Annotated in this window: 17 protein-coding genes; 5 read left to right on the top strand and 12 right to left on the bottom strand. The window is 62.7% G+C overall.

From position 1 onward, the window contains the following. Positions 1 to 79: 79 nt before the first annotated feature. The 4 genes from mgtA to SINAC_RS33105 all read right to left on the bottom strand — a co-directional run bounded on the left by mgtA (position 80) and on the right by SINAC_RS33105 (position 7187). On the bottom strand, positions 80 to 2839 hold the full coding sequence (gene mgtA, locus SINAC_RS33120; RefSeq protein ID WP_020466466.1) for a magnesium-translocating P-type ATPase: 2760 nt from the start codon (positions 2837 to 2839) through the stop codon (positions 80 to 82). 173 nt (positions 2840 to 3012) lie between these two features. Beyond that, a complete protein-coding gene (locus SINAC_RS33115) occupies positions 3013 to 4890 on the bottom strand; it encodes a sensor histidine kinase (RefSeq protein WP_015249903.1) in 1878 nt (625 codons plus the stop codon). A gap of 34 nt (positions 4891 to 4924) precedes the next feature. After that, positions 4925 to 6280 (bottom strand): sigma-54-dependent transcriptional regulator, encoded by a 1356-nt coding sequence (locus SINAC_RS33110; protein ID WP_020466464.1) that lies wholly within the window; start codon positions 6278 to 6280, stop codon positions 4925 to 4927. A gap of 544 nt (positions 6281 to 6824) precedes the next feature. After that, positions 6825 to 7187, bottom strand: a complete 363-nt coding sequence (locus SINAC_RS33105; RefSeq protein WP_015249901.1) for a hypothetical protein — start codon at positions 7185 to 7187, stop codon at positions 6825 to 6827. A gap of 713 nt (positions 7188 to 7900) precedes the next feature. On the opposite strand from SINAC_RS33105, the gene SINAC_RS33100 reads away from it, so the two are divergent. Further along, complete coding sequence (locus tag SINAC_RS33100; RefSeq protein ID WP_015249900.1) at positions 7901 to 8503, top strand: sigma-70 family RNA polymerase sigma factor; 603 nt, start codon at positions 7901 to 7903, stop codon at positions 8501 to 8503. Beyond that, positions 8500 to 10173, top strand: a complete 1674-nt coding sequence (locus SINAC_RS33095) for a serine/threonine-protein kinase (protein ID WP_015249899.1) — start codon at positions 8500 to 8502, stop codon at positions 10171 to 10173. The genes SINAC_RS33100 and SINAC_RS33095 overlap by 4 nt, the downstream gene beginning before the upstream one ends. 255 nt (positions 10174 to 10428) lie before the next feature. On the opposite strand, the gene SINAC_RS33090 is transcribed toward SINAC_RS33095, so the two are convergent. From SINAC_RS33090 to SINAC_RS33070, 5 genes are all read right to left on the bottom strand, one after another. After that, on the bottom strand, positions 10429 to 11454 hold the full coding sequence (locus SINAC_RS33090) for a redoxin domain-containing protein (protein WP_015249898.1): 1026 nt from the start codon (positions 11452 to 11454) through the stop codon (positions 10429 to 10431). After that, positions 11451 to 12857 (bottom strand): sialidase family protein, encoded by a 1407-nt coding sequence (locus tag SINAC_RS33085; protein ID WP_237722675.1) that lies wholly within the window; start codon positions 12855 to 12857, stop codon positions 11451 to 11453. Before SINAC_RS33085 ends, SINAC_RS33090 begins: the two co-directional genes overlap by 4 nt. A gap of 37 nt (positions 12858 to 12894) precedes the next feature. Beyond that, on the bottom strand, positions 12895 to 13866 hold the full coding sequence (locus SINAC_RS33080) for a DUF1559 domain-containing protein (RefSeq protein ID WP_015249896.1): 972 nt from the start codon (positions 13864 to 13866) through the stop codon (positions 12895 to 12897). A 172-nt stretch (positions 13867 to 14038) separates the two neighbouring features. Next, positions 14039 to 14497: a hypothetical protein gene (locus SINAC_RS33075; RefSeq protein WP_015249895.1), complete on the bottom strand. Its 459-nt coding sequence runs from the start codon at positions 14495 to 14497 to the stop codon at positions 14039 to 14041. Between the two features lie 200 nt (positions 14498 to 14697). After that, a complete protein-coding gene (locus SINAC_RS33070; protein WP_015249894.1) occupies positions 14698 to 15921 on the bottom strand; it encodes a hypothetical protein in 1224 nt (407 codons plus the stop codon). A gap of 139 nt (positions 15922 to 16060) precedes the next feature. On the opposite strand from SINAC_RS33070, the gene SINAC_RS33065 reads away from it, so the two are divergent. From SINAC_RS33065 to SINAC_RS33055, 3 genes are all read left to right on the top strand, one after another. Further along, positions 16061 to 17656: a DUF1549 domain-containing protein gene (locus SINAC_RS33065; protein ID WP_015249893.1), complete on the top strand. Its 1596-nt coding sequence runs from the start codon at positions 16061 to 16063 to the stop codon at positions 17654 to 17656. Positions 17657 to 18025: 369 nt separating this feature from the next. Continuing rightward, a complete protein-coding gene (locus SINAC_RS33060) occupies positions 18026 to 19546 on the top strand; it encodes a neutral/alkaline non-lysosomal ceramidase N-terminal domain-containing protein (protein ID WP_015249892.1) in 1521 nt (506 codons plus the stop codon). 212 nt (positions 19547 to 19758) lie between these two features. After that, positions 19759 to 21183, top strand: coding sequence for an IS1380 family transposase (locus SINAC_RS33055; RefSeq protein WP_015244773.1), 1425 nt, complete (start codon positions 19759 to 19761; stop codon positions 21181 to 21183). Between the two features lie 283 nt (positions 21184 to 21466). Here the strand turns inward: SINAC_RS33055 and SINAC_RS33045 are convergent, their stop codons facing one another. The 3 genes from SINAC_RS33045 to SINAC_RS33035 all read right to left on the bottom strand — a co-directional run bounded on the left by SINAC_RS33045 (position 21467) and on the right by SINAC_RS33035 (position 26415). Beyond that, complete coding sequence (locus tag SINAC_RS33045; RefSeq protein WP_157579477.1) at positions 21467 to 22417, bottom strand: ROK family protein; 951 nt, start codon at positions 22415 to 22417, stop codon at positions 21467 to 21469. Positions 22418 to 22672: 255 nt separating this feature from the next. After that, the gene (locus SINAC_RS33040) at positions 22673 to 24133 is read right to left on the bottom strand and encodes a DUF1501 domain-containing protein (RefSeq protein ID WP_020466457.1); all 1461 of its coding nucleotides are present in this window, start codon (positions 24131 to 24133) and stop codon (positions 22673 to 22675) included. Between the two features lie 23 nt (positions 24134 to 24156). Then, complete coding sequence (locus tag SINAC_RS33035) at positions 24157 to 26415, bottom strand: PSD1 and planctomycete cytochrome C domain-containing protein (RefSeq protein ID WP_015249889.1); 2259 nt, start codon at positions 26413 to 26415, stop codon at positions 24157 to 24159. Positions 26416 to 26731: the final 316 nt, after the last annotated feature.

Here is a 26731-nt window from a genome sequence, read left to right as displayed (position 1 = left end):
ATTCCTTTCGTCTTACGGGATCAGTTTGTGTTGGTGTTTTGTTGATCGTGAGAATTTCGAGAAATGATTCAGTGCGAGTTCAGAGCCATGTGCCGAACCGGCGGATGTACCATCGCTTCACAAGCTGGGTGAGCGTGCAATAGCTCACCAGCGTTCCGGCGAGCCAAGGGAAGTAGGCCGCAGGGAGCGGGACCATCCCGACCGCGGAGCCGAGTGTGGTGAACGGGATGGCGATCCCGACCGCCATGATCCCGAGCGACATGAGCAGGAGCCGCAAGGCCGCCCGGCTCTGGAAGAACGGCACCCGCTCTGTGCGAATCATGTGGATGATGAGAGTCTGCGACAACAGGCCTTCGACGAACCAGCCTGACTGGAACAGAGCTTGCTGTTCGGGCGTGTTCGCGCCGAAGACGAACCACATCAGCGCGAAGGTCGTGAGGTCGAAGATTGAACTGATCGGGCCAATGAACAGCATGAAGCGACCGATGTCGTCAGCCTGCCATTTCCGTGGCTGTACCAGGAATTCCTCATCGACTCGATCGAACGGGATCCCGGTCTGCGAGATGTCGTAGAGGAGATTCTGGATGAGGAGATGCAACGGTCGCATCGGCAAAAAGGGGAGCCAGACGCAGGCAACCAAGACGCTGAACATGTTGCCGAAGTTTGAGCTGGTTGCCATCTTGATGTATTTGAGGATATTTCCGAAGGTCACCCGGCCTGCGACGACTCCTTCCTCGAGCACCAAGAGGCTTTTTTCCAGGAGGATGATATCCGACGACTCGCGGGCGACGTCGGCACCGGAATCGACCGAGATTCCGACGTCGGCCTCGCGCAACGCCGGCCCGTCGTTGATGCCGTCGCCGAGAAAGCCGACGGTGTGTCCACGACTCCGGAGGGCCCGGATGATTCGGGCCTTCTGGGCAGGAGTGAGCTTGGCCAGGAGTGTGGCCCGTTCGGCCGCCTCGCCGAGCTCGTCGTCTTCCATCGCTTCGATCGCCGGACCCAGGAGGATTTCGGCAACTTCGAGTCCGACATCGCGGCAGACTTTCCGAGCGACCCGTTCGTTGTCGCCGGTCAGAATCTTGACTCCGACCCCGAGGTTCTGCAGGGCTGCGATTGCGGGAGCGGCCGTCTCCTTAGGGGGGTCGAGGAATGACAGGAAGCCGCAGAGGATGAGGTCGTCCTCATCCTGGACTCCGTACGGTCGCCCGGCCTGGCTCTCGACCTCCTTGTAGGCGACCGCGATGACCCGGAGCCCGTCCTCGTTCATTCCCCGGCTGAGATTCAGGACCCGGTCACGGGCCGCATCGACCAGCGGAACGACTTCCTCCCCGACGCGGACCCGCGTGCAGGCTGCGGCAACTTCCTCGACTGCCCCTTTGCAGATCAGCAGGTCGCGACCGTGGAGGACTTCGTGGACTACGACCGACATCCGCCTCCGGTTGAAGTCGAACGGAACCTCGTCGCACTTGAGATAGCGCTGGGGCAGACGCTTCGAGGCGAGCTGGTCTTGATGCTCGAGCACCGCCTTATCCAGCAAGTTCTTCAGGCCGGTCTGGAAGTAGCTGTTCAAGAAGGCATATTCGAAGACCCCTTCGCACTCGTCACCGTTCAGGTCCAGGTGCCTGAGCAGCACCACCTTGTCCCGGGTGAGTGTCCCCGTTTTGTCGGTGCAGAGCAGGTCCATCGCTCCCAGGTTCTGTATGGCGTCAAGTCGCTTGACGACGACCTTCTTCCGGGCCATCGCCACGGCGCCTCGCGCCAGGTTGGCCGTGACGATCATGGGTAGCATCTCGGGGGTCAAACCCACGGCGACCGACACGGCGAAGAAGAATGCCTCGATCCAACTCCCTTTCGTCCAGCCGTTGATTACGAAGACGACGGGAACCATCACGAGCATGAAACGGATCAGGAGCCAGCTCACTCCGTTGATGCCCACATCAAAGGCGGTGAGGGTCCGCCGCCCGACGATGGATTTCGCAAGACGACCGAGGTAGGTCGCGGATCCGGTGGCGACGACCAGAGCGCGGGCGGTGCCGCTCACGACGTTCGTGCCCATGAAGCAGGCGTTGGGGACATCGAGCGCATGGCCGGCCGGCACCGTTCCATTCGCCTGCGATGAGCTGGTGCCGAACGGATGAGCGAACTTCTCGACCGGAAGCGACTCGCCGGTCAGGATCGACTGACTGACGAACAGGTCCTTGGCCCCAAGCAGCACGACATCGGCCGGGATCATGTCGCCGGCGGAGAGGAGCACGACGTCGCCGGGGACGAGATGCTTGATCGGAGTTTCTTCCGTGGTCGGCGGGTGACGGGGAACATGCCGTCCGATTGGCTCGACCGCATCGGGCAAAGTCGCCGTGATGCGCGGGCCCGGTCGGCTCACGGTCGCTGTCGTGCCCACCATCTCCTGGAGCGCCTCGGCGGCCCGATTGGAGCGATATTCTTGCACGAACCGCAGGAGCACGCTGACCGCGACCATCACCGTGATGATGCTCGCGGCCTTGTAGTCTTCAACGAGGACGGAGACCAAAGCGAGCGTCAGGAGCAGAAGGATGAACGGGTTGCGCCCCGCATAGAGCAGTTGGAGATACCAGGCGGGGGCCCTTTCGTGGGCGACCTCATTCCGGCCATAGCGCGCACGTCTCGAAGTGGCGTACAGTCGGCCGATTCCGTCGGGCGAACTTTGAAGCGACACGAGCACGTCGGCGATTGGGCGCGCGGCCTCCTCGTTCACCAGGGGGATCGCCTCGGCTGACCCATGAGCCAGATTCAGGCCGATGAGGCCGTCTGGCTGGCGGCCATTCCGATCGACCTGGAGTTGAACGGTAGGCATCATGCCCCCCTTTCCCTGTGGCGTTGCGGGGAATTGTCGGCCGTATTGGGGAAGAGAAAAAAAATAGGGACGCACCTTCCCCACTGGCTGCGCTTTCGGAGCGCGCCGTGGGGAAGTTGTCGGGTCCGATGAAGAGCGAGCCGGGCGAGCGTGTTCTTACCCCGGCGCGGGGTGGATCAAGCTCCGGCGGGAAGCTCAATTACAAAGCTTGTGCCAACCCCTGTGCCCGACGGTTCACAGCGGATCGAGCCGCCGTGGGCGCGCACGATCTCGCGGCAGAGGTAGAGTCCGATCCCCGTACCCCGCACGGCCTTGCGACCGCGATCGACATGATGCTCGATGCGAAAGAACTTTTCGAAGACCCGCTCCCGAAACTCTTCGGGGACGCCTGGTCCCGCGTCCGTCACGGTGAGTTGCAGGGTCCGACGACTCCGTCCCCCGGCATTTTGCCCGGACACGATGCGGACGACGACGGACGCCTGGGGGGGCGAATATTTCAAGGCGTTGGAGAGCACGTTGGCGATGACCGTCCGCAGCCTTGATGTATCCCCGGGCACGAACAAGGGACGGGCCTCGCACCGGACGTCGAGGCGGATCCCTGCGTCGTCGAAGCGGGCCTTTAGCAGGTGGGCCACCGAATCGAGCGTTGCCGCGAGGTTGACCGATCCGAGCTCGAGCCGAAGTTGGCCGGCTTCGATCCGGGTCACGTCGAGCAGTTCATCGATCGTGCTGCCGAGATCCTCGCAGCCTTGGAGCGCTGCTTCGAGCATCTCACGCTGGCGGTGGTTCATCGCCTCGGCCACCTCACCCATCATCATGAGGTTCATTCGCAGCGTGGTCAGCGGAGTCTTGAGCTCATGGGAGGCCACCGCGATCAACTCGCCACGGAGCTCATCGAGCCGCGCGAACTCGGTCACGTCGTCGAGCACGACCACCGCCCCGATTTTCTGCGGGGCAAATTCCGGGATCGGAACGGCCGTCACGAGGAACTTTCGCGGCTCGCCGTCGAGCCGGACTTGCAGGGCTTGGCGAAAGTCGGTTCGCGCGGGGGCCATCACTGACCCGGTCAGGGCGGCGACGACGGCGTCGGCGTGGTGCGGGGCCAGGTCGAGCTCGGCGAGACGCCGGGCGTTGGGAATCCGCCGGGCGGCGAGGACGGCACGAGCCCTTGGATTGATCGCCGCGAAGGTTGCGTCGGGCGCGACGACGAACACCGCATCGGGCAGGGCGTTCAGGGTCGCCTCCAGCGTCGTCTTGGCCGCGATCAGCTCGCCAAGGCTGGACCGTCGGTACTCGGCGAGTGCTTGCGCCATCCTGTTGAAACCGTCGGCAAGCTGGCCGAGCTCGTCCCGGCGCGCGTCGAGCGGGCTGCGCCGGTCGAAGTCCCCTTCACGCAGGGCTTCCGCCGACTCGCCAAGCTGTCGGATCGGGACCACCACCGAGCGAGCCAGGCTGACCGCGACCAGCGCGGCCAGGGCGAACGCTCCCAGGCAGACTCCCCCCACCACCCAGATCGCGCGGCGGGCCTCGTCACGCGCCCGCACCCCAGCCATGTGCATCGCTTCAAAATTTTGCTCGCGGATCACCTCACAGAGTTGGATCGCCCGGCGCAAAAGCGGATTGACCCGCGCATGATAGACCTGGAGGGCGTCCTTGGTCCCAGCGCGGCTCAGGAGGTCCAGGCTTGCCGCACGGTAGGCGTCCATCCGGTGCCGTAAGGGCTCGGCAATCTCCGCCTGCGCGGGGCCGAACCGGGTCAGTGCCGCCTCGAGCCTCCGGTAGCTGGTGTCCCCCCGCTGTTGCAGGGCCTCCAGCTCGATCGCAGCCTGCTGCCGGTCCCCGCTTATGGCTAACAAGAGGGAGTCGTCCTCACGCTCCAGCCCATTGGCCAGCGCGGCGGCCAGGTCGAGAATCGATTGATTCCCCCGCAAGGTTCGGTCGACGACCTGTCCCAGCCGGGCGAACGTCCAGGCGCTCCAGAGCCCGGTGGCGATCGTCAATACCGCGAGGAGGCAGCCGGCCAGGAAGAATCGGGTCTGCAACGACGAATGCATACTTGGCAGACCCTGGGAACTTCTAGGGGGTGAGTCAGGAGAGGCCGTAACGTTTTCGCTTGCGCTGGAGGGTGGTCACGTCGATCCCGAGGACCTTTGCCGCCGCCTCGAACGACGGGGCACGGGCCACGACCCGAGCGATGTGCTCACGCTCCAGGTCCTCCAAAGGCACGTCGCCTCCCAGCTCGATTCGGCGTCGGCCTCCATCCTGAAGGACTGCCGAGTCCAGGCCCAGGTCTGCGGACTCGAGCACGCTGGACGGGGCCAGAATGACGGCCCGCTCAATCGCGTTGCGGAGTTCGCGCAGGTTCCCTGGCCAAGGGTAGGCCGCGATCGAGGCCTCGCACTCGGGGGAAAAGGTCAGGTGCGGCCGACCCTGACGCTGCCCGAAAAAGCGGAGATAGTGCCCCGCCATTGCCGGCAAATCCTCGGGCCGCTCGCGCAGGGCGGGCACCCGGAGCCCGATCACATTGAGGCGGAACAGGAGATCCTCGCGAAATCGCCCTGCTTTGACCTCTTCCTCGAGCAACCGATTGGTCGCCGTGATCAGCCGGACGTCCGCCTTCCGGTCCGTCGATTCGCCCAGTCGCTCGTAGGTCCGGTCGTTGAGGAATCGGAGGAGGCGGGTCTGGGCATCGGGCCCGAGATCGCCGATCTCATCGAGAAAGAGGGTTCCACCCTGAGCCTCCTCCACCTTGCCGACAGCGTCGGCCACCGCCCCGGTGAATGCGCCACGGCGGTGTCCGAAGAGGACGCTGCTCATCAGGTCGGAGGAGAGAAGCGGGCAATGAACCGTGACGAACGGCCCGTCGGCCCGCCGGCTCTGCGACCGGATCCAGCGCGCGAGCACCGTCTTCCCCGTCCCGCTCTCGCCTCTCAGGAGGATGACGGCGTCGGAGGCTGCGGCTCGTCGCGTCGTCTCGAGGAACGCGGCGTAGGCCGGGCTCCTCGTTTCGAACCGGCTCTCCCCCTCCGCCTCGTCGAGCCGGTCCCGAAGCTCGTGGAGCTGTCGTTTGAGGATGTCGGCGGTCACGACCCGTCGCGCTGCCGTCCGTACCTGCTCGGGGGTGAACGGCTTGGGCAAGTAGTCAACCGCACCGAGTTTCATCGCCTCCACGGCCGACTCGAAGGTGGCGAAGGCGGTGATGACGATGACTCCAATCCCGGCCTGCCGACGCAAGATCTCGGGCAGGATCGCCAACCCTGAATCGGCTTGGAGCCAAAGATCGAGGAACACGACGTCGAATCGGCCACGATCCAGCGCTTCGAGTGCCCCCGACGCCGTGCCGACCCCCAGAACGCGCGCGCCGTCCGGTTCGAGGCAGAGCCTCAGAGATTGTCGGATGCCGGGCTCATCGTCAATCACCAACACGGACCACGTCAGATTCATCAGGGGGTAACCCGCAGCCCGCTCTTGTTGACTTTCTTCGATGTCAACACTTGATGACGAGAAGAGGATGGGGGATATGGCTCCCTTGCGGCCGACCAACGGTGACCATCCCCCCATGATCACCCCGACCAAGAGGGAGCTACTGCCATTGATGATGAACCAAACGCACCCTCTTCTCAAGACCCAAGCCTAACGCAATCTACGGATCGCGTCCGTTCGCTTGGTCGACGAAGCGGCTTGGCGGACCGATTGTGTCAATCGTAACCTGATGTCTTGGGTATTCGGTGTTTTGGATGGATGCTCGGATTCGCGCCTGCCGCTTCGTTGCATTTTTGCCTCAGAGGGCTTCCGCCAAGCATCAACTCCACGGCTCGCGTCGCAAAACATTGACGCCGGTGCCCCACTCGTTTGAGAATAATCAGGACATCCGTTCCTCGTCGAAATCCAGCTTGCGGAGGCTGGCACGAAGAGAGAACGAACGCCACTCAGGCCGTCTTGGCCGGAGCAAGGAGGTGATGCATTTCGGTCCGCGTGCGGTTTCGGATCAACGGAACCGGAAGGCTCCGGATTGGACTCCGGCCCGGACGTAGAGGATCAGGTTCGCCTGGATCTCCTGGACCATAACCGCGCCTGAGCCATCTCGGGTGCCGTTGTAGATACTCTCATTTTCCCGCCAGGTCGGAAGGAGCTGGGCTTGTCCGAACGGGATCCGAGTGGAGAGTTGGGCGAGGCGAGCGTCGAACTGTTTGGCGTTGTGAGTCTTCGCGTAGTTCCCTGCCGCCAGGTCAATCTGTTGAACGACATTATTGAACGTGTTCTGGGTCAAGACTGGCACGAACGAAGAAGGCGCGGCTTTGCTTTCCAGAGACTCGACCTGAAGCGCAGTCTGGCGTCGTGGCTTTCTCATCGGTTTCATCCTTATCGTTGTCGTTCTGTCGAGGTGTGGACAAGGAGGAATGATGGTCATCGTGATTCCCTTGAAACGAAGGGTGGATCCCTCGCTGCCTCGGGACGTCGTGGATCGAGATTGGGCTCGCCTCTTGCCCGAACGACTTGTGCGATTCGCAGGTGCTGTTTAGGAGGCCGTCTTGGATCGCTATGTCGTTGCCAGTCGCCGTCGAGAGCAACCAGCGCCACTCGGGAAGGGGCCGCCGTACCGTCAGCGAAGTCTTCCTCCTATGAGGGAAGGACGCAATTTTCTGGCAAATCAGCCGAATTCGAAAATTTATTTGAATAGAATATTGATATGTCTTTTGCGCGTAACAAAATAGGAGGTCTTGACAAACGAGAATCGGCTCGATTACTTATTGGGGACAGTCTCTTGATGCTAGCGATGATTCGCTAACGAGCACCGATGCTGGTGCGGTTCTTGAAACACGGCCTGGAATTTGCCCGATACGACAACATCGGCGCAATTCGTCGTTCCATCTAACGAGCCCGATCGCGGTTCGATTCTCCCCCCCCATCAGATGGTTCGGCTTCAGGAATTGTGGTGCAATTTTCGGAAATTGCATGCATCTGGATTGAACGAATGTTTCACGAGGGAGCAATCCACGGTAAGTCCGCATTCGATTGATGGCCTGTCGGGTTCCGTTTCTCGAAACTAGCGGAGGCTCGCCAATGAACATCCATGAGGATACGGCCCTGGGACGTTACCTGGAGTTGGCCCGAGGCGGCGATGTTGCGGCGCGTGGGCACTTGCTGGAGCTCTATCGCGATTATCTCCGTCTGATCGGCCGCTCGCTGATCGGTCAGGCGCTTCGGGCGAAGCTCGATCCGTCCGACGCTGTGCAGGAAACCTTTCTCAAAGCTCATCGCGAATTCGGGCGATTCCTCGGTGAGGGGGAGCCGGAACTCGTCGCTTGGCTCCGTCGCATCCTCATTCACACCCTGATCGATCAATCAAGATATCACCGATCGCAAGGTCGCAACCACGGCCGGCAGGAATCCCTCGAGCGAGCCCACTCGGATGTGCGACCCGCCTTGGCGGATGCGGGGCTCTCACCGAGCGCGATTGCCATGGATCACGAGCAGTCGGTTTTGATTGCCGAGGCGCTTGAGCAGTTGCCGGAGGACTATCGCGAGGTCTTCGTCCTCCGGAATGTGGAACAGATTCCGATTGAGGAGATCGCGGTCCGGATGGGCCGGTCGACCAATGCGGTCCGCAAACTGTGGACTCGGGCGATGCTGGCCCTCAGGCAGACTTTGGAGGGAGTCCGATGAACTGCGACGAACTGTCGCCAAGCCTTTCCATGGACGAGGAGCGGGATTCCGACGTGGAGGTTGCCCGGGTCCTGGAGCCTTTTCTGGCTGAGGTCGAGGCGGGGCGTGAGGCCGACCCGGGGCGTCTGTTGGCCGAGAACCCGGCGCTCGCCGACCGGTTGAGAGCTTGTCTGGAGGTCCTGCGGATCGGCGTCGGGAACGATGACGTCCGTGCCCGGCCCGTTTCCGTGGGCTCGCGCACCTATCCTTGTTCCGACCCGGATTGGGATGAGAGGCCCGGGCCGCCCGTCTTCGATCGTGGCCGGATCGGCTCTCGCCTGGGCGATTACGAGTTGCTGGACGAGATCGCAAGGGGCGGCATGGGCGTGATCTACCGCGCCCGGCAGCGGAGCCTCAATCGTCTCGTCGCGCTCAAGACGATCGACGCCGGCGCCTGGGCGTCGACCAAGAACTTGCGCCGGTTCCAGATCGAGGCCGAGGCGCTGGCCCTGCTCGATCATCCCCAGATTGTGCCGATCTACGACGTCGGGGAGTGCGACGGAACCTGCTATTTCAGCATGCGCCTGCTCGAAGGGGGGAGCCTGGCCAATCACCTGGGCCGCTATGCCGCCGATCCCCGGGCCGCTGCGGTTCTGATGGTGCAAATCGCGCGTGCGGTCCATCATGCGCATCAGCGTGGGGTGCTCCACCGGGACCTAAAACCGTCGAATATCCTGCTCGATTCCGAGGGCCGGCCGCAGATTGCCGATTTCGGCCTGGCCAAGCGGTTCGGCGTCGAGGCCGATCTGACGATCTCGGGGATGGTCATCGGAACCCCAGCCTACATGGCTCCGGAACAGGCGGAGGGGCATCGCGCGGAGGTCTCCGTCGCGAGCGATGTCTATGGCCTCGGGGCGATCTTCTATGCCTTGTTTACCGGGAAGCCCCCGATTGAAGGCCAGAGCCTTTCGGAAATCCTCCTACGGCTTCGCGAACAACTCCCGGTTTCGCCACGAAATCTGAATCGACGGGTCGACCGGGCCCTTGAGGCGATCTGCCTGAAGTGTCTCGAGAAGGAGCCGAGACGTCGTTACGACACGGCCGAAGCCTTTGCCAAAGACCTTGACCGTTACCTCACGGGCCAACCGATCCAGGCTCGGCACCATGGCCTCTTTCAGGCCGTACTTTTCCGAGCCCGTTCCCCCCAACAGATCCGGCTTGCGGGGCTCTTTGCGGTCGGTCTCGGCCTGGCGATCCTTGCCCGGGCGTCGAGTGGCTTTGCCCTGCTTGGCTGTGGCCTGCTCGAGGTTGCCCATCCTCGCCAACTCACGTTTCACCTTGCTCGATGTGTCGTTGGGTTTGCCATCCCGTTGATCGGGATCGGCTGGTCCACGCTCCGGAACCGGGCCTGGTCGCTCTGGGCCGGCGTCTTCCTCTCGATGTCGACTCTCCTCCTCATGGCAGGCCACCTTTTTGGCGTTCTGGCGATCGACACGGGGAGCTTGAACGACAATACCAGCCGGTCGATGCGGTTCGATGCGGACGCTCTCCTCCTCATCCTTTCCCTGATGCTCTTATCATCCTTTCTGCTCGCCTTGTTGGCTTGGTATTCGACCTGGGAGTCGCGTCCCCCGGTTTCTCCATCGCCACAAGGGAACCTCGGCGGCCCGGCCCGCCGTCGGATGTCATGATCTCGGCCAAGGGAACGCATTGGGGTGGGGCTACGAGGACCGACGACCTTTTCAACGGTCAAGCCTGACTCGCCGGTCGAACGAATGCGGGCTGGTCGGCCAGAGGATCTTCTTGAGTGACAATGAATCGATAGGATTGTGGGACAATAGGCATGGATTGAATTGGTGTGGCTCTGCGAATTTGCGCAGGCGAGAGGCGGACAGCAAATCTTGCGCGGTAGGCACAGCAAAGGAAAACCGCTCCAGGCGGTTCCGCTATTTCAAGTCGGTTGCTTGAGATGTGATGGTCCGAAGGAGTGTCTGAACGGTCTCGCTCGACCAATCCTTCCCCCCTTGGAGCCGGCCGACTTGACGACCTTCAGGATCGATCAGGACGGCGCAGGGGAGCGTTTGCACGTCGTATTGGATCCGAGCCAGGCCGGTCCGATCGACGAATAAGGGGAGATGCTTAGTCCGGGTTCGCGCGACTTCGCGGACGAGTTCGTCGTCGGGTTCGTCGACGCAAATCGGGAGGACCGCGAGGGGGGCGTCAGCGAACTCCTTTGCGACCTGATCCAAGGAGGGGAGTTCGTCCATGCAGGGAGCGCAGGTGGTCCCCCAGAAGATGAGGAGGATTGCTTTCCCTTGCTCCTGATCGAGGGTCTGTTTTCGGCCGTCGAGACCTTCGAAGGTGAGTGGCGATGCGGCGATCGTGGGCTCGACCGGTTCGAATCCGGCACGACGCAAGAGCGCCTTCCGGGCGTCGCTGGCTTCGGTATTCTGCGAGGGGAGAGGCCCGAGAGTCCCCACGTAATCAACGACCGCGTCGAGCTCTTGGGGGGAGAGGAGTTCGCTCCAACCGGTCATCGCGGTGCCGGGAATTCCTTGGCGGATCACGGCGCGGATGGCCTCGGGGGTCTCTCCGTGTGACCAGGGGCGTGTGGCAAAGTCGCGTGGGGGAGGCCGCAGCGCCATCGCGTCGGGACCGTCGCCCCGTCCCTCGGGGCCGTGGCAACGGGTGCAGTGAACCTGGTACGCCAGTCTCCCTTTTTTGAACGAGACGATCTGCGGATCGGGAGCCGAGACCACGTTTGTTTGCGGAGCGGTTTCAAGTTCCGTGGAAGGGGGCTCCATCCCCCCTCGAATCGACCAGGCCAACCCTGCGAAGAGGATCATCATCCCCAGGCCGAGGGCTGCGTACATGAACCCTCGAACGACCGATCGGGCGGGCGCGGTTCGCTGGGGCTCGAGCGCCTCGGTATTGTCGGTGGGGGGGAGTCCCTCAAGCGATGTTGGTCTCATCGGTGGTCAGGCTCCGTGGGAGCGAGCCGGACCAGGACGACCTGCTTGCCCTCGGTGTCGAGTTCATTCCAGGCGATGAAGACGTCGCCCACCGGGCTGACGGCGATCGCCGGATTGAGCTGAAACGCTCCCGCGTGCGGGGCGATCGCCCGGGTGGGGCCGAACACGCCGTTTGCCTTGGAGGTCGCGTACATGATCGCCCGGCCCCCGCCTGTCAGGGGAGCGCTGTGGGAGTGTCCGCCGTGCCCCCCTTCAGTCTTGGATGCGGGGGCTGGATCGAGGCTCTCGTCCCAGACGGCGTGCAAGGTTCCTGACGCGTCGGCGATCAGTTTGGGGTGCCCTTGTGCCCCCTTCGATCCCTGGCTCACCTCGCGCGGCGAGAAGGACAGCGACGGGAGCTCCGAACTGGCGGCGTAGACCCGGTTCTTGCCCGTATGGGCGTCCATCCAGAGGAGGTGGAGCCGGTCGCCGCTCAAGGCGAGGGAAGGGCCATCGTGCGGGCACCCTTCGAATTTCCAGTGCTCCGAGGTGACCGGCACCGGGGGCTGGAACGCGGCCTTTTCGCCGGATTCGGATTGGGCAAGATAGATGTCTCGGTTGCCCGCGTCGCTATTGCGGAAGGCGACGAAGGTTGATCCTTGCGCTGAGCGCGCCACCGAGAGGTCGCAGCAGGGGCAGATCCCTTTCCCCTCGGGACCGGCGAAAACGAGTTCCTCGGTGCCGAACCCGTCACTTCCTTTGTTCCCGAGCGAGAGGAACGGCTGTTGCCCTTGGTTCCGGCCGTCGAGCCAGGAGACGCAGAGGGTTCCATCGGCTCCGGTCGAAAGTGAAGTGAAGCCGGGGCGCACGGCTTTCTCGCCGTGGACGCTGACCGGTTCCGAGAACGAGGCACCTCCGTCGGTCGAGCGGGCGACCAGGTAGCGGACGTCGGGGCCGCCGTTGACGGCTTCAACCCAGCCGAGCCAGAGCGATCCGGCACTCGCGGTGAGGCGAGGCAGGACGTGGGTTGAGAAGGTCATCGCCTTGCCGGGCGACTTCGACTGGAACTTATAGATTGGCACCTTGCGCCAGGGGGCGGGAGCGGCGAAGTTCGCCCCGCCGTCGGAGGAACGGAGCAGATAGATCGTCCGTTCGAGGTCGCCGGTCTGCGAGGCCCAGGCGACCACCACGTGACCCTGGTCGTCGACTGCGACGGCCGGGGTCTCGCGATCGGCCTGGATATCCTCGGGGCGGAGCACATAGCGGCGCTCGACCTCGACCGGACGCGCCGCTTTCTTGGCGGCCGTTGCAAGTGCCGGCGGAACCGGAGCGGTTCGAGACCGCACGCCGAAGGCCATCCACCCCATGGCAAAACCGCCGACCGCCATCAGGGCCACGGCCAGAACGATAGACTTGGTCATCATTGACTCCGATGCGAATGTTGGAGTGGGCCGCTTTGGCTCAATAGTCCGAGCTCGAGACGACCTCGCCGCCGTTGCGGGTCGCGATCGCACGCCACGACGTCAGGTTCACGCTTTCCTTGATGTACTGAACGTGACCGTCGCAGAAGAGGGTGTTGACCCCTCCCGAGTGCAGGCTGCGGGCGGCGGTCAGGGCGGCGGCCCGACCCGAGTTCGTGCAGTCGGGAATGCGACTGTTCGGCGTGTTGAAGTGGTTGTAGGCGGCCATCACGAAGCTGCCTCGCGCCCATTCGCGACCTCGATCCCCGGTCCACTGGGTGGGCGCGAGGCACGTATCGGGGGTGAGCGGAGCGGAACTCGTCAAGAATTCGGCGAACTGCCGGGCGCGGTCCTCAGGCAAAGGGCCGCTGCTGTTCCGGCCCGACCCTTTGACGGTCTCGCCAAAGGCGACCGTGTTGCTCAGTCCGTCGCTGATGTCGGCCATCCGGATGCAGCTTGTGTCGTAGAGGACGCCGTCGGGAGCCGGAAACCCGGAGACGACCTTGAAGCTGCCCCCGTTGGTCGTCCCCGTCCCTGCGCAGGCCACGTAGTTGGTCGCGCCAAAGTCCGGGATGATTCGCTCAACCCCATCGCTCGGGCAGAGGAAGATCTTGAGGGCCGTCGAGACGACGGACGTGTTCGGAGCGTTGGTCAGGCCGCCCGAGGCGGTCAGGTCGACCGACGGGAAGCTGAAGTTGAGGGCGTTGTACTGGTTTGTCCCTTCCATTGTAGTCAAGAGCTGCGAGAGCGACGACCAGACGTTGGGATAATTGGTGCGGCCCGAGGGGAACGCCCCTTTGGAACTTTCGTAGTTATGGAGGGCGATCCCGATCTGCTTCAGGTTGCTCACACACTGCAACCGCCGGGCCGCCTCACGCGCCGCCTGCACGGCGGGGAGGAGCAGGGCGATGAGAACCGCGATGATCGCGATCACGACCAACAATTCAATCAGCGTAAAACCACGACGGCGCATGCGCGCACTCCGATCCGCCTGAAGGAGACACAGCGCGCATCGTCGAAACGAACGGAGACGAGACGCACGCCGGTCGAGGGCCGGTTCCAGTTCACGAGGAAGACAGCAAGACGACCCCGCTAACGGTGATGACGTCTGAACGCATCGCCCTAGCGGAGATCGATCTGAGAACTCAAGAACAGGTGGGAACGCGACCTTCGGGTGGATCGTCGAGGCGGTCGGCAAGGAGGGCCGAGCGGAGTGAGTCCGCTGTGAAGAGGTGAGCCTGAGCGGTCAAGCTCGGCCGGAGAATCGTCCCATTCGTCAGGGTGACCGCCTTGCCCATGGTCAAACCGGCTGCGGACGTGGGGAGCCCCTCACCGCCGCCGCAAGGAGCCGAACTGAGGCAAGGTCCGGCGTCAGCCTGGATTTGCCCGGTGGTCGACGACTTGGAGTCGGGACGCGCCGGAGGGCTTGGCTTTGCTTTGGCCGGAGAGCAGCAGCACGAGGTCAAACCGCGGCACGACTTGCACTTGCACTGGTGACCGTCAGGAACCGCCGCGTGGCTGGAAGTTGCGGTGACGGTGGCGCCCGAGGCGGTCGGTCCGGCTCCCGCGGCCAGCCCGAGAGCCACCAGCATCATCACGGTCATGTCGTGAGACCTGAGACGGCTTCGGCGGGTCGATCGAGGTCGAACAGGCACGGCGATCGAGCCTTTGCGAACGAGGGCGGGCGAGTCGATCCGGACGTCGTACGAAGCAGCAATGGTCTCGGGTCGAGAGGCATGTGTCAAGACTCTACCCGCCGCGCGGCGAAACGACCGATGGGGAAGCGAGACGACTGCCGGTCCTATCACATGTTCAAGAAGGGAACAGGAAGCATAAACGCATGCTGTTCGTATAGGCTCCAGATCCCTTGCCAGGCGGTGAACTGTGTGAAGAAAACGATCAGGGCGTAGGTCAGGCCCGTCGCGAACATGCCCAGGCGGCTCGTCCAGCGGAAGAACCAGTGGCGCGGCTGTTCGCGGCGTCCGGAGCGGGCGTAGGCCCAGCCGGTCAGGGTTCGGGCCGGGAAAATGAACCCGAGAAAAACGAGGCTGGGGAGCCAGGCGGTCTCGCGGGGGATCATCTCGATTTTGAGCAGGTAGAGGGGGATCGCAAACGTGAGGGTCAGGAAGGCTGCGAAGGCGAACGCCCAGGGGGCGCGGCGGAACCGTTCACGGATCGCTCGATACTCGAAGAGCGCGGCAAACCGGTTCTCGGCGGCAAACCGCATTTGGAGAAACGGGAGCGCCAGCGAGATGATCGCCAGCAAGAACCCACCGAGGAACGCGACCGGCGGGAATCGTCGTCCCAGTGCGATCAGTGTCACGGGGACCAACAGCCAGGCCATCGTGCCGACAAACCCGAGGAGTCCGAGCCGGAAGTAGTAGGGAAACCTCAGCGCCGTGACAAAATCCCAGACTTCGTCGCGTGCCGATGCGTAGATCTCACCGCGTCGCAGTCGGCGGACGAGCCAGCGCGGGGTCGCGAATGGCCAGAAAAAGTAACGCAGTTTCCCGCCTCGCGCACAGGAGGTGATGATGTGGAGCACCGTGAGCGCCGTCAGAATGAGCAGCCCAATCCGCCAACGCCGGGCGATCGGTCCTCCCGGATCAACGAGCTGTGCCGAGGTGGTCCACGACGCGATGAGCCGGAGCGGTAAGAGTACCAGTGAGCAGCCGATCACCATGCTTCCCAGGCGGGCCGCCCGGCGGACCCCGATCAGCGCGTCGCGCAATCGCCCGGTGCGAGCTACCCGCCCTCCCGACTCGAGCAGGTAGCCGAAGCTGAGCAGTTGCAGGACGGGGGTTGCCGACAGGATGGCGAGGCCCATGACGAGCGCGAACCCGCCAAAAAGCCATTCACTTGCGGAGCCGATCCCGTCCCGAATGCGGCGGAGCAGGGCCGGTTGCGGAACTGTGGCCTCGGGGCAGGCCGGATCAACCAGGGCAGGGCCGCCCAGCGGATCGCCGTCCTCGAACTCGACCCCATCGACGGGCTCGCCCGCCATCGTGAGCACCAAAACGTTGTTCATGCCAGGAACTACAGGCGATTCGACCGCCTGGTTTCAAAAAAACAAACAGGGGGAAGCGGGCCGGATTGCTGAAACGTTTCGGCAGGCTGGGTGGTAACTCCTTTGCGAACGGAGCAGGAGCCGAGGGGGAGGACCGTCAATGTGGATTCGGAACATCCTTTTCTTAGCGCTGATGCTTGGCGGGGCCGCTGCGCTGCGTGCGAATTTTTTCCCGCCCAGGTCCTCCGCCCCCATCCAGCGACCAACCCAATCCCCGGTCCCGCCTGAGTTGGTGGCTCGGGTCGACCGATCGTTCCGGCTGCAGTGGACCGAGGAGGGGCTGGTGCCTGCCAAGCGGGCCGCCGAGTTGACGATTCTCCGGCGTATGGAACTGGCGTTGACCGGGTCGATCCCGTCGCTCGAGGAGATCCGTCGCTTCGAGGCCGGGCCGTCTGGTCGGCGGTTGGATGATCGACTCGACGGCCTGTTCCGCGATCGACGCGCCTCCGACTATCTGGCTGAGCGGTTGGCGCGGACCTATGTGGGGACCGAGGGGGGCCCGTTCCTCTTTTATCGCAGACGCCGGTTTCTCACCTGGCTGAGCGACCAATTGCTGGCCAACCGACCTTACGACCAGTTGATTCGCGAGCTCATCGCCGCGAACGGGATCTGGACCGACCGGCCGGCCACGAACTTCGTGACCGTCACTTACGACCCCGAGACTAAGCGTCCCGATGCCGAACGCCTCGCCGGCCGGACGGCCCGCGCTTTCCTTGGTGTCCGGCTCGATTGTGCCCAATGCCACGATCATCCCTTCCAGCCCTGGAAGCAGAGCGATTTCCAAGGGTTGGCCGCCTTCTTCGGCGAGGTCGGCACCGGCCTCACCGGCATTCGCGATCGATCGACCAAGTTTGAGGTGACCAACCGCAAGACCGGCAAACTGGAAACGATCGCGCCGCACGTCCCGTTCCTCCCCGAGCTCCGGCCGGCTGACGGGCCGCTCCGATCGCAACTGGCCCGCTGGGTCACCGATCCCAAGAACGCGTACTTCCCCCGAGCGACCGTCAACCGCGTCTGGGCGCTGATGTTCGGGCGAGCGCTGGTGGAGCCGATCGACGACCTCCCCCCCGAGAGCGACCTTCCTCCCGTCCTGATCGAGCTGGCCGACGACTTCGTGGCCCACGGGTACGACTTGCAGCGGCTGATTCGGTTGATCGTCGCCACCGAGGTTTTCCAACTCGAGAGCGCGACCGAAGAGGACGTCAGTGAGTCGCAGGAGCAGGGATGGTCCGTCTTTCCGATCACCCGCCTGCGGCCTGAGCAGATCGTCGGTGGTGTGATTCAGGCCGGCTCCCTGTCCACGATCGACAGTGATTCGCCGATCTTGGTCCGGCTGGCCCGCTCGCTCGGTGAACGCGACTTCGTAAACCGCTACGGCGATACCGGCGAGGACGAGTTTGGCACGGGTTGCGGTACCATTCCCCAGCGTCTATTGATGATGAACGGTGAGTTGGTCCAGAACAAAACCAGGGACACTTTCTTCAACGCCGCGAAGCGAGTCGGCTCACTGGCCCAGACCGATCGCGCTTCGGTGGAAGTTGCCTACCTGACCGTGTTGACCAGGCGGCCAACTCCCGAAGAGTCGGCCCACTTCGAGGCCCGACTTGCGGGCACCCGGGGCGACAAGCGAAGCGAACGCATGGCCGACTTCTTCTGGACTCTGCTCAACGCCACGGAATTCTCCTGGAACCATTGACGGGACTCTCCTTTCCCAAGTGGGAGCCGTCGCCTCCTCTTCGTTCTCACCCTCCCCACCCTGGGATCGCGGGCGACCCGCCTGTAATTTAAGTTTAATTTCATATAATTGATTTTGTTTGATTTTCGTTCATTTAAGAGCGGGCGGGTCGCCCGCGGTCCCAGGGGGGCCATCGGGAGATTACTTTCCTGAAGGATTCTTGGTGCTGGCTCAAGCCAAACCGTCCCCCTATGCTGGGGAAATTCGACGGCTCTTGGCTCTGACCCCATTGCGCAACAGGGGGGCCGGCCCTATTGAGATTCTCGCCGCCGAGTTCCTTGCACTTGGCCAGGCGGGTCGTCGACCTTTTTTTTTGGAAAGGATCAATCGATGAGTGTGATGGGATGGAGTACCTGGGTTCGTCAGGCCCGAAGGCTCATGGTGAGCTCCTGTTGTCTGATGCTCGCCATCCACGGTGTGGCCGGCCCCTCGCTGGGCCAGTCCCAGGTCGTTGAGCGGGTCGCGGGGAAGCCTCTGTTTCGGGCCGGGGCGTTTGCCAGCAACATCACACCGCCACTCGGCGAGCCGATCGTCGGTAACTTTGATACGCCCGCAGCCACTCATATTCACGACGAGCTGCATGCGCGATGCATCGTCCTTGATGATGGGAAGACGCGGCTTGCCTTCGCCATCTGCGACAACGTCGGGATTCCTCGGGAGGTCTTTGACGCTGCCAAGAAGTTGGTCCAGGAGACGACCGGTATCCCGAGCGACCACATCTTGATGTCGGCAACCCACTCTCATTCGGCGACCACCGCGCGGGGGGAGAACGCGCTTGTCGCTGACAAGGAACTCGTGGGCTATCAGCAGTTCCTCGTCCGGCGGATTGCCGATGGGATTCGCCAGGCGGCTGACAACCTGGCCCCTGCACAGATCGGTTGGGGAGCGGTCGACGTGCCCTCCCAGGTCTTTAATCGGCGCTGGCACTTGAAGCCGGGCACCCCGAACCCGAATCCGTTTGGCGGTGAAGACAAGGTCAAGATGAACCCCGGCAGCGGCGCGGCGACCCTGCTCGAACCGGCCGGCCCGACCGATCCGCAAGTCTCGTTCCTCTCGCTCCGCTCCCTCGACGGCCGGCCCATCGCTCTGCTCGCGAATTACTCGCTCCACTACGTGGGCGGTGTCCCCTTGGGCCATGTCTCGGCCGACTACTTCGCCGTCTTCGCCGACCGGATGCAGCAGCTTCTCAAGGCCGACCGGCTTGAGCCTCCCTTCGTCGGGATCATGTCCAACGGGACCAGTGGGGACGTCAACAACATCAACTTCCGCACGCCGGGTGAGCCGAAAGCCCCTTACCAAAAGATGCGTGAGGTGGCCGACGAGGTCGCGGACGCCGTATTCAAGGCACACTCGTCGATTACGTTCCACAACTGGGTCGAACTCGGCGCGGCCCAACGTGAACTCACCCTGGGCGTTCGGAAGCCAACCGAGGCGCAGCGGGACTACGCCCTCAAGGTCCTGGCCAAGCCGGCAAACGCCAAGCCGACCGGCCCTCACGAACGAGCCTATGCCGACCGCGTTTTGCTGCTGTACGACTCACCGTCGGAGGTCCAGGTCCTCCTGCAAACCTTCCGCCTCGGTGACCTCGGGATCGCCGCCATCCCGTTTGAAGTGTTCACCGAGAGCGGGCTCGAGATCAAGCAGAAGAGCCCGTTCAAACCGAGCTTCACCATCGAACTGGCCAACGGTTCCTACGGCTATCTGCCGACCCCTCGCCATCACGCGCTCGGCGGTTACGAAACCTGGATGGGAACGAATAAAGTCGAGGTCGAGGCGTCCGAAAAGATCGTGAAAACGCTCCTTGACCTGTTCGCGGGCCTCAAGAACAACGGGGCATCGTCGACGCGGTAAGAACGATCGACCACGCGCACCAGGCAATAACCAATGTCGATCGGGCCAAGTCTTGATTTCCTCAAGACTGTCCGGATCGGCATGGGTTGCCTTGTTGCTGCTTCGGAGACGCGGGCTAGCCTGGATTTCTCACCAGGGATTGAATCGGGCTGCCTTGCGTGTCATAGGTGGAATTGCGACAACCACTTTTGACACCGAACCAAGGCAGCCCGATGGCTACAGAGTGTAACTCGACTTACCTCGACTTTTCCATCCTCGGTCACCGCCAAGTGCTCGCCGATTTTGACGGGGGCGCCATCTCTTCCGACGGCGGTGCACTTCTGCTCCGTCAGATCGAAGCCCGCACCGGGATCATCCGCCAGTTCGCCGCCTGCTTTACCGACCATCGCGATCCTGACCTCGTCGAGCACCCCCTGGAACACCTCCTGGCCCAACGCGTCTATGGTCTGGCCTTGGGCTACGAAGACCTCAACGACCACGACGATCTCCGCTGCGATCCGTTACTGGCCACCGTCGTCGGCAAGACCGATCCCACCGGCCAGGACCGGCCACGGCTCCGCGATCGCGGCAAGCCGCTGGCTGGCAAGAGTACCCTCAACCGCTTGGAACTGACCCCTGTCGGGGCCGACGGACAGAGCCGTTACAAGAAGATCACCTGTCAGACCCATGAGGTCGAACGGCTCTTCGTTACCCTCTTTCTTCAGGCCCACAGCCGACCCCCCGAGCGGATCGTTTTGGACCTCGACGCCACCGACGACACGGTCCATGGCCGCCAACTTGGCCGCTTTTTCCACGGCTACTACAAGGGATACTGCTATCTCCCGCTCTACATCTTCTGCGGCGACCACCTGCTCTGTGCCCGGCTGCGTCCCTCCGACATTGATGCCAGCGCCGGCTCGGTGAAGTCCCTCAAGCGGATCGTCTCGCAGATCCGCCAGGCGTGGCCTCAGGTGAAGATCCTGATCCGCGCCGACAGCGGGTTCTGCCGCGAGGAGATCCTTCGCTGGTGTGAGGACAACGGCGTGGATTACCTGATCGGCCTGGCCAAGAACACCCGGCTGACGGCGGCGATCGCGACGGAATTGGCCCAAGCACGCCAGCAATTCGAGGCGACGAAACAGCCGTCCCGGGTCTTCGCCGAGTTGCGTTATCAAACGCAGAAGACCTGGAGCCGAGAACGTCGGGTGGTGGCCAAGGCCGAGCATCTGGGCAAGGGGGCCAACCCGCGGTTCGTGGTCACGTCGCTCACGGTCGAGGAACGAGCGGCGCCGCCGCTGTACGAGCAAGACTACTGCGGTCGCGGTGAGATGGAGAACCGGATCAAGGAGCAGCAACTCCATCTGTTCGCCGATCGGACCAGTGCCCACACGATGCGTGCCAACCAGATCCGGCTGTTCTTCTCCTCGATCGCCTACGTGTTGCTGGAGGCGTTGCGGCGGCTGGGGCTGGCGGGAACGGCGATGGCCGAGGCGCAGTGCCAAACGATCCGTCTGAAGCTCTTGAAGATCGGGGCGTTGGTGCGGGTGACGGTTCGCAAGGTGTGGGTGAAGTTCTCGAGCGGTTGTCCGTATGCGGAAGTGTTTCGGCGTGTGCACACCAACTTGGCGCGGTCGGGGCCCTTGATCCCGAGGTGCTGAAACGAGGAGACCCAGTCAAATGAGGCGGGAAAGCCCCTCCCTGAGGAGGGGTGAGGATCGGGGTGCGCCCCCGCCTGGGCGCGGGGGCCTGAGGAACCAGGTTCGCGTTGGCGTGAAGAGGTCCGATCAGGTCCACGCCGACGTGATGAGCAAGCGGGAGACCACGCAGGCCGCGGGTGGCGGGGGCGAGCCGTCGAAATCGTCGAGCGATCGGACCCCGAAAGAATAGGGTGAGAAATCCAGGCTAGAGAGATGTCGGAGGATTCCCCTCCATTCTCCTTGGCTACGGCGACTCATCCAGAATCGGCCCGTGGGCATCGATCAGGTGGTGAATCGCTCCTGCCACGGCCCCTTGTTGTTTGCTCCAACGTGCGCGGAGGATTCGACAGTCGGCGAGGGAGGGGGCGAGGGTTCTGCGCTGGGTGAGATCGCAGACGGTCTCGAATAAGCCGTCACGAACGTCAAAGAGTCGACCGTGGACGAAGAGGGTCGACGGATTCCAGAGGTTGATGGCTGCGGCGATGGCGATCGCTAGATATTCGCAAACCTTGTGAAGTTCGCGTTCGGCAATTGTGTTGCCGTCGTGGATCAATCGCTTCACGTCATCGAGACTGACCGCGTGTCCGAGCTGCTCGGAAATACCACGGGTGAGGGCGGAATCGGTGGCCAGCGTTTCCAAGCATCCTCGATTTCCACAGCCGCAAAGCGGGCCATCGAGCGCGACTGTGACGTGTCCCAACTCGCCCGCCAAGCCGCTGTGGCCTTCCATCAATCGTCCGTCCATGACGACGCCGACGCCGAGCCCCGTGCTGATTTCGAGCATCACGAAATCGTCGAGCGGTTCGGGAGCGCTATACATGCGCTCGCCGAGGCAAAGGGCCTGCGTTTCTTGATACATCACGCAGTCGATGCCTAACCGCTGGCTCAGGTCACGCGCTGGCGAATGCCCATCGGTCAGGTGCAGGTTGGGCGACAACATTGCCCGACCGGTCCGGCTGTTGATCAGCCCTGGCGTGCTGATCCCCAGGCCCAGCGTTTTGACCCCTTCGCGTGAGATCAGGGTATTCGCAAGCAAGGAAATCTGCTCGAGCAACGCCTCGTAAGAGTCAGGCGTGGGGAAGTCAACACGTCCTGCTTCATGGATGGTGCCGTCGAGTCCGGCCGAGATCATGGTGCAGAGTGAGGAGTCGAGAACGACCCCGATCACCTGCGCCCGGTCACGAGCAAGCCTCATCAACGTCCCTGGTCGGCCCGGCGCTCCTTGGATCGAATCGCCTTCTTCCAACAAACCCGACTCAAGCAGCGAGACAACGGCTTTGGCAACCGTCGGTGCGCTGATGCCCGAGAGTCGGGTGAGATGCGCACGGGTGCAAGGACCACGATCGCGAAGAACTTCCAACACTCTTCGGACGGTCATTCGACGGAGAAGTTGCGGCTGAATCATCGACGACATAACGGTGCTTGCGCTCGAGAACCAGGGAAAGCCCATTCAAGCGATAATGTCACGGACCACCCGACCCGCCACATCGGTCAGCCGCTGGTCGCGACCTTCGTGGAAGTAGGTCAGCATTTCATGGTTCAGACCCAACAGATGAAGGATTGTCGCGTGGACGTCATGAAGGTGAACTTTGTTCTGAACGGCTTCAAAACCGAAATCATCGGTCTCACCGTAAGCTACCCCTCCCTTGACACCGCCGCCGGCCATCCACATGGAGAAACCATAAGGGTTGTGGTTGCGCCCTTTTTCGCCCGGGCCTTCGCTGAAAGGCATCCGGCCGAACTCACCGCCCCAGACGACGAGTGTGGTTTCCAGCAGACCTCGCTGCTGAAGGTCGGTGAGGAGCGCGGAGATCGGTTGATCGACTTCCGCCGCATGGCGCGAATGATTGGCCTCGATGTCCGTATGGGCATCCCAGGTGTCATCGAGATGGCCGCCGCCGGAGTAGAGTTGGACGAACCGGACCCCCCGTTCCACGAGTCGCCTCGCGACCAAACAGTTGCGCCCGAATTCATCGGTCGGTTGTTGGCCGACGCCGTACATGCACTTCGTCTTTTCGTTCTCTTGGGAGAGGTCGACGGCTTCCGGGGCTTCCGCCTGCATTCGATAGGCCAACTCGTACGAGGCGGCGCGGGCGGCCAACTCATGGCCTCCCGGCCGCGAGTCGAGGTGCTCCTGATTCAGGCGAGCGAGCAGGTCAAGCTGTTCGCGCTGGGGTGATCCGTTGAGGTAGTCCGGTCCCTTCAAATCGAGGATCGGGTTTCCGGTGGGGCGGAACAAGGTGCCTTGGAACCCCGCGGGCATGAAGCCGCTGGTCCAGTTGGGCTGGCCGCTGATCGGGCCTCCTCGCTTGTCAAGAATAACGACATAGCCCGGCATGTTCTGATTTTCATTACCAAGACCGTAGACGGCCCAACTCCCCAGCGACGGGCGGCCGATGAACGTTTTGCCGGTGTTCATCGCCACCAGGGCCGACCCATGTGCATGGCTGTCGGTGTGGCATGACCGAATCACGGCGAGTTTATCGGCGTGGTCGCGGACCCTGGGGAAATAGTCGGAAATCATCAAACCACTTTGGCCGCCGGGACGGAATTTGCGAAAGGCAGGGGTCAGATAGCCCACCTTGCGTCCGCCGGAGTTGATGAATTTCTTGTCGGCGGGGAGTGGTTTCCCCGCGTACTTTTCCAATATAGGCTTATGGTCGAATGTATCCACCTGGCTCGGCCCACCATTCATCATCAGGAAGATGACGTTGCGGGCGGTCCCGGGAAAATGCCCGGCACGCGGCGCGAGCGTGTTCTTGTCGATTGTGGCCGCCATCGCCGGTCGTGGAGCAAATCCATCAAGGGCTAGAAGACTTGCCAAGGCGGTGCCGGCGAAACCCCCACCCATTTCCCACAGAAACTCCCGGCGCGATTGGCCGCACGGGAAGAGCCGTTTCTCGCTCATCATTCGGGCTCCTACAGCGATCGCGTTCAATCAACGAAAATGAATTCGTTGCTGTTGATCAGAACATGGCAAAGCGATGCGAGGGCAAGCGTGTCCACTTCAGGGTCGTCACGAAACCGAAGCGACTGTCGCTCAACATGCTCAAGAGCCGCCGCCAGTTCGGTCTTGCTCGGGGAGCGTGCCAGGACTCGGCGCCATGCTCCTTCGACGGGGGCCGCTCGATCCTGGCTCGCGGAAGCGAGTACGAGGTCGGCCACGCGCCGGCTCTGCTCGTGAACGAACGCCCCGTTGAGCAAGGCCAAGGCCTGCGGAGCGACGACGCTGATGTCACGCTCGCCGCAAGGTTGGGTCGTATCGCAAAAGTCAAAGGTGGTCATGAGCGGATGGACCAGACTACGCCTCGAGTACATGTAGAGGCTGCGTCGGCCTTGTTCGCTTGCAGGCGAGGGCGCTGCGTACGTTTTGCTATTGGATAAGCCTTCGAGCGCTTCCGGATTGATGACCGGTTGGAAACTTGGTCCGCCGACGCGCAAGTCAAGCTGGCCGCTCACCGATAACATGGCGTCTCGAAGCGCTTCCGCGTCCTGCCTTCGGCGGAGCGCCCGCCAGACCAGGCGGTTGTCGGCGTCTTGCTTGGAATAAGACTCATGATCGGGGTGGATTGTGGATTGTTGGTAGGCCTGGGAGGTCATCATCAGGAAGTGGATCGGTTTTGATTTCCAACCCCCGCTGATCAACTCCGCAGCCAGCCAGTCGAGGAGTTCCGGGTGCGTTGGCTTTTGGCCGTTGAACCCGAAATTATCCGATGAACTCACAAGTCCATGACCGAAGTGATGCTGCCAGAGCCGATTGACGTAGACGCGAGGCGTGAGAGGGTTGCGCGGGTCAGTGATCCAACTCGCCAATTGAAGCCGGCGCTGGGTCGTTTTGGATTGGGCCGGAGGAGGAGCAAAGGGCTTGTCCAGGCTCGGAATCATCGACAAGACGCCAGGCGGCACGACAGGGCCGGGGCGACTGAGCTCGCCCTTGTGGAGCAGGTGGAACGCCGGAGGGTCGCGCGTCACATCGGTCCATCCGAGGACGTCATAGCCTAACTCTTCGCGGCTCGGACCGCCCAAAAGCTCATTCTTGCGGGGCTCGATCGGACCGGACCAAAACGTGGCGGCAAGGCGGTAATAGTCGGTCTGTGGGATCGGGTCGAACTTGTGATCGTGGCAGCGAGCGCACTTGACCGTCATGCCCAGGAAAGCCGTGCTCGTGACATGAACGAGGTCTTCAAGACGCTCGTATTTGTAGTCTTGTGGATCGTTGGGTTCGTCATTCCAGGTGCCCAGCCGCAAGAACCCCGTGGCGATGACCGTCTGTTCGTTCCGTTCCGGGAGTTCGTCACCCGCGAGCTGTTCTTGGACGAATCGATCGTAAGGCTTGTCTTCATTGATGGAGCGGACGACCCAATCGCGGTACTTCCAGGCCCCTGGTTTTTCCTGGTCACGCTCGTAGCCGCTGGTCTCGGCATAGCGCGAGAGATCGAGCCAGTAACGTCCCCAGCGCTCGCCATATTGCGGCGAGTCGAGCAGCTTCGCGACCAATCGTTCATAGGCCATGGGCGACTCATCGCGGACAAATGCGTCGACCTCTTGAACGCTGGGGGGGAGGCCGAGCAAGTCGAAGAAGGCGCGGCGGATCAATTGGTGGCGCTCGGCTCGCGGAGCGGGACGCATCCCTTCGGCTTCCAACTTCGCGAGGATGAAGGAGTCGATCGGGTTCTTGGCCCAGTCCGCCCGTTGTGTCGAGGGCACGCCGGGCCGTTCGAGCGGATGAAGCGACCACCAGTCGCGTCCCGCACGCACCGCGGTCGTCTTCTCATCGCGGTCGAGTTTGCGGCCGGCCGGCCAGGGGGCACCGGCCGCGATCCAGGCACGCAACGTTTCGATTTCCGGCTCGGAGAGCTTCTGCGAGTGCCCTTGCCGTTTCGGGGGCATCTCTCCGTCCACGACCCGCTCGAGGAGCAAACTTTCCTCGGGTTTCCCCGCGACGATCGCCTCGCCACTCTCACCGCCACGCTTCAACGCGTCGATTCCGGTCAGGACCAGGCCGCCAACCGCTCCGGCCTCGTTATGGCATTCGAGGCAACGCATGATCAAAATCGGCGCAACCTGGCGATCGAAATCCGGAGCCTCACCGGCAACCGACGTTCCACCGAGTGCGACCAGACCGACGGCCGCTATCCCAACAGCTTGAAGCCTGTCGAGCACCTGGCCCATTCTTCCCGCTGTATGCCTCATGGATACGCTCCCGGAATGTGTCGCACTCCATGTGCAATGGACCGCATCGCCACAATGTCGAATAGTTAAGAAACATTATTAACTAAGGGTGACCTTAAAAACCGCGTGGGGAGAAGTCAAGAGGGTGCGGGAGAGAATCGTGGCAGGTTGAGTCGAGCGCGAGTCCTTGGGCTTTTGCGATTTCCGTGGCGGATGAAACCAGGGAGTTTTTGGCTGGGTAGCTTTGGATAAGTCGAATGGAAAAGAGTTCCTGGGAACTTGGCGTTCCTCGCTGGTCTGACCGTGGCAGAACGGGACCTGCCCTCACCTCGTCAGT

This window comes from Singulisphaera acidiphila DSM 18658, assembly GCF_000242455.2.
GTDB classification, from domain to species: Bacteria; Planctomycetota; Planctomycetia; order Isosphaerales; family Isosphaeraceae; genus Singulisphaera; species Singulisphaera acidiphila.
The sequence above is the reverse complement of the archived record's forward strand: the minus strand, read 5'-3'. Positions and strand labels throughout refer to the sequence as shown.

Bases quoted from the DNA above. Each gene is read 5' to 3' on its own strand.
- SINAC_RS33040 (WP_020466457.1), bottom strand. From the start codon at position 24,133: ATGATGAGCGAGAAACGGCTCTTCCCGTGCGGCCAATCGCGCCGGGAG.
- SINAC_RS33100 (WP_015249900.1), top strand. From the start codon at position 7,901: ATGAACATCCATGAGGATACGGCCCTGGGACGTTACCTGGAGTTGGCC.
- SINAC_RS33070 (WP_015249894.1), bottom strand. From the start codon at position 15,921: ATGAACAACGTTTTGGTGCTCACGATGGCGGGCGAGCCCGTCGATGGG.
- SINAC_RS33105 (WP_015249901.1), bottom strand. From the start codon at position 7,187: ATGAGAAAGCCACGACGCCAGACTGCGCTTCAGGTCGAGTCTCTGGAA.
- SINAC_RS33060 (WP_015249892.1), top strand. From the start codon at position 18,026: ATGAGTGTGATGGGATGGAGTACCTGGGTTCGTCAGGCCCGAAGGCTC.
- SINAC_RS33065 (WP_015249893.1), top strand. From the start codon at position 16,061: ATGTGGATTCGGAACATCCTTTTCTTAGCGCTGATGCTTGGCGGGGCC.
- SINAC_RS33095 (WP_015249899.1), top strand. From the start codon at position 8,500: ATGAACTGCGACGAACTGTCGCCAAGCCTTTCCATGGACGAGGAGCGG.
- SINAC_RS33075 (WP_015249895.1), bottom strand. From the start codon at position 14,497: ATGACCGTGATGATGCTGGTGGCTCTCGGGCTGGCCGCGGGAGCCGGA.
- mgtA (WP_020466466.1), bottom strand. From the start codon at position 2,839: ATGATGCCTACCGTTCAACTCCAGGTCGATCGGAATGGCCGCCAGCCA.
- SINAC_RS33115 (WP_015249903.1), bottom strand. From the start codon at position 4,890: ATGCATTCGTCGTTGCAGACCCGATTCTTCCTGGCCGGCTGCCTCCTC.
- SINAC_RS33080 (WP_015249896.1), bottom strand. From the start codon at position 13,866: ATGCGCCGTCGTGGTTTTACGCTGATTGAATTGTTGGTCGTGATCGCG.
- SINAC_RS33090 (WP_015249898.1), bottom strand. From the start codon at position 11,454: ATGAGACCAACATCGCTTGAGGGACTCCCCCCCACCGACAATACCGAG.
- SINAC_RS33055 (WP_015244773.1), top strand. From the start codon at position 19,759: ATGGCTACAGAGTGTAACTCGACTTACCTCGACTTTTCCATCCTCGGT.
- SINAC_RS33045 (WP_157579477.1), bottom strand. From the start codon at position 22,417: ATGAGGCTTGCTCGTGACCGGGCGCAGGTGATCGGGGTCGTTCTCGAC.
- SINAC_RS33085 (WP_237722675.1), bottom strand. From the start codon at position 12,857: ATGATGACCAAGTCTATCGTTCTGGCCGTGGCCCTGATGGCGGTCGGC.
- SINAC_RS33110 (WP_020466464.1), bottom strand. From the start codon at position 6,280: ATGAATCTGACGTGGTCCGTGTTGGTGATTGACGATGAGCCCGGCATC.
- SINAC_RS33035 (WP_015249889.1), bottom strand. From the start codon at position 26,415: ATGAGGCATACAGCGGGAAGAATGGGCCAGGTGCTCGACAGGCTTCAA.